Genomic DNA, 2,274 nt, shown 5'->3' on the forward strand with positions numbered 1-2,274 from the left:
GCTGCAGGGGTGGGCTGCTGAGGTCTGCGGCCGGCCGGCGTCGGCCCCGCTGAGGAACAGCAGCTACCGCGAATCGCAACCGCTAGCGAGCATTCGGCAGTCGCTGCGACTTCCGGCAGTCGCTGCGCGGCGGAGCGTACAGATCGGCAGCCGCTGTGGCCTGCCCTAAGCGAAGCGCGCCAAGATGTCCACAATCGGACGGACTCGCGAGCGAAGCGCGCCAAGATCGCCGCGACGGAATGCGTCCGACGTCAGGCGGTCCCCCAGGCAAGCTGCGGATGCACCGGCACGCAGCCATGCCTCGACCTCGTGCCGAGTATCAGCCCCACGGACGACCAACCGAGCCTGTGGTACCAGCGCGGCCAACTGCGCCGCATACCCCGTACCGAAGGCCCCGGCCGGAACGACCTGCACTGCCGAGGACTCCGGCACATTCCAGACCCTGGCCACCTCGGTTGGGGTAAGCGCGTTGGGAAACTGCGGGATCTCGGCCTCAACGAGTTCACTGCGCAGCCCCGCGTCCTCGTCCAGCGTGAGAGCGAAAGCGGTCTCTTGAGCGATCGCCCACTGCGCATCTTCACCGGTGCGCAGGTCATGGGCTCCGACCAGCAGGCGACGTCCGAAAATGCGGCGAAGCATCAATGGGGCCACGCGGGAGTCGGGTGGCAGGCTGACGATCGGTAGGCCTTCCTGGATCAACACCTCGATCGGAGCGACTGCCTCGTCCAAGGTGCAGGCGGGCAGCAGCACCACCGCTTTGATCTCGGTGAGTCTGGCAGGCAGTTCGATACGTGCGGTCACACCGTCAATCATGGATCGAAAGCCGCAGGGCTCGCACCACGGGATCAGAAACTGAAGCCATTCCACAACACGACGGCGAGCAGCAAACCGACGGCCAGGTTCACCACGGTGGCGACGGCGAAGACGAGCACCGGCTTCCAGCCGGCCTCCTTCAAAGAGCCGAAGCTGAACTCCAGGCCGATGCTGACGAAAGCCAGGATCAGGAACCAGGTGCGTAGATCGTTGGCGACACCGATCGCCGACGCGGCGGCGGCGGGGTCGGCGTTGGACGCGAAGACCGTCGCCACGACCGATGCGATCAAGAAACCGAGCACGAACTTCGGGAAGCTCTGCCACATGGTGACGAGCTTGGGGCTTGAGGTGTCGCCTGCTTCGCGCTGGGCTTTGAAGGTGAAATACATCGTCAGAAGCACGGCGACCACGCCGAGCAAAGCATTCTGGGTGACTTTGACGATGGTGGCGATCTGCAACGGCTGCTCGCCGGCCATCGTGCCTGCCGCCGTGACTGCGGCCGTGGTGTCGATATTGCCGCCGATCCAGGCTCCGGTGACTGCCGGGCTCAATCCCAGCAGCTCGGAGGCCCACGGCAGCAGGAAGATCATCGGCACGGCGAAGACGATCACCAGCGATGCCGTGTAGGCGAGTTGCTCCTTCTTTGCTTGCACGGCCCCGGCGGCCGCGACCGCTGCCGAGACGCCGCAGATCGAGATCGCCGAACTCAGCAGCGCGCGCAGTCTGTCGTCCAGGCCGAGCAGCCCTGAGAACCACCAGGTGAACAAGAAGACCGCGGTGATCAGCAGGACCGCTTGCGCGATGGCGGGCAGCGCGGCTTTGGCGATGACGGTGAAGTTGATCGAGGCGCCGAGTAGCACCAGGCCGGTCTTGATCAAGAACTCGGTTCGGAAGGCCTTCGACATCTTCTTCCGCACCCCAAGTAACGAGAGGATCGCGTTGGCTGCGAATCCCACGAGGATCGCGTACACGGGGAACTCGATCGATTTCGCGATCGCTCCGAAGCCGGTGCCTTTGGTGGCCGCGGGCACCCATTCGGTGAGGAAGTGGACGACGTAGCCCAAGCCGAGCAGCACGGCCACACCGAGGATCGTCCAGGCTGCGGACTGTCGTCCGGCCGGTGTGGGAGCCGTGTCGGTCGCCGGTTCGACCGCCTGAGTGCTGGTGGTCTTCTCGTTCACGGGATCAGCCCCGTCGGGATGATGCCGGCCAGGCACAGGGCCAACAGAATCAATCCGACAGTGAACGCCAGCCAGTCTTCGCTGATCGAGAATTTGCCATCAGCGTTCGGGGCTTGCGGCTGGGGTGCGGCGGGCTTGCTGGCCACGGGAACTCCTCAATCGCTGGGGTGCAATTCAATGATCCTGGGATCATCCTACGGGCGAGACGTCTCCCGCGCTCTTTCGCTCAGCACACGGTTGCCCGGTTCACTCAGCACACGGTTGCCCGGTTCACTCAGCA

The 2,274-nt window shown here is 64.8% G+C and carries 3 protein-coding genes; all 3 read right to left on the minus strand.

The window, feature by feature from the left end:
* Positions 1-165 precede the first annotated feature (165 nt).
* The 3 genes from AAFP05_RS09100 to AAFP05_RS09110 are packed head-to-tail and all read right to left on the minus strand — an operon-like array spanning position 166 to position 2,140.
* On the minus strand, positions 166-801 hold the full coding sequence (locus AAFP05_RS09100) for a hypothetical protein (protein ID WP_341729543.1): 636 nt from the start codon (positions 799-801) through the stop codon (positions 166-168).
* A 44-nt stretch (positions 802-845) separates the two neighbouring features.
* Positions 846-1,994: a putative sulfate exporter family transporter gene (locus AAFP05_RS09105; RefSeq protein ID WP_341729544.1), complete on the minus strand. Its 1,149-nt coding sequence runs from the start codon at positions 1,992-1,994 to the stop codon at positions 846-848.
* Complete coding sequence (locus AAFP05_RS09110) at positions 1,991-2,140, minus strand: hypothetical protein (RefSeq protein ID WP_341729545.1); 150 nt, start codon at positions 2,138-2,140, stop codon at positions 1,991-1,993. Before AAFP05_RS09110 ends, AAFP05_RS09105 begins: the two co-directional genes overlap by 4 nt.
* Between the last annotated feature and the right edge of the window lie 134 nt (positions 2,141-2,274).

The organism is Brooklawnia sp., assembly GCF_032229645.1.
Taxonomy (GTDB): domain Bacteria; phylum Actinomycetota; class Actinomycetes; order Propionibacteriales; family Propionibacteriaceae; genus Brooklawnia.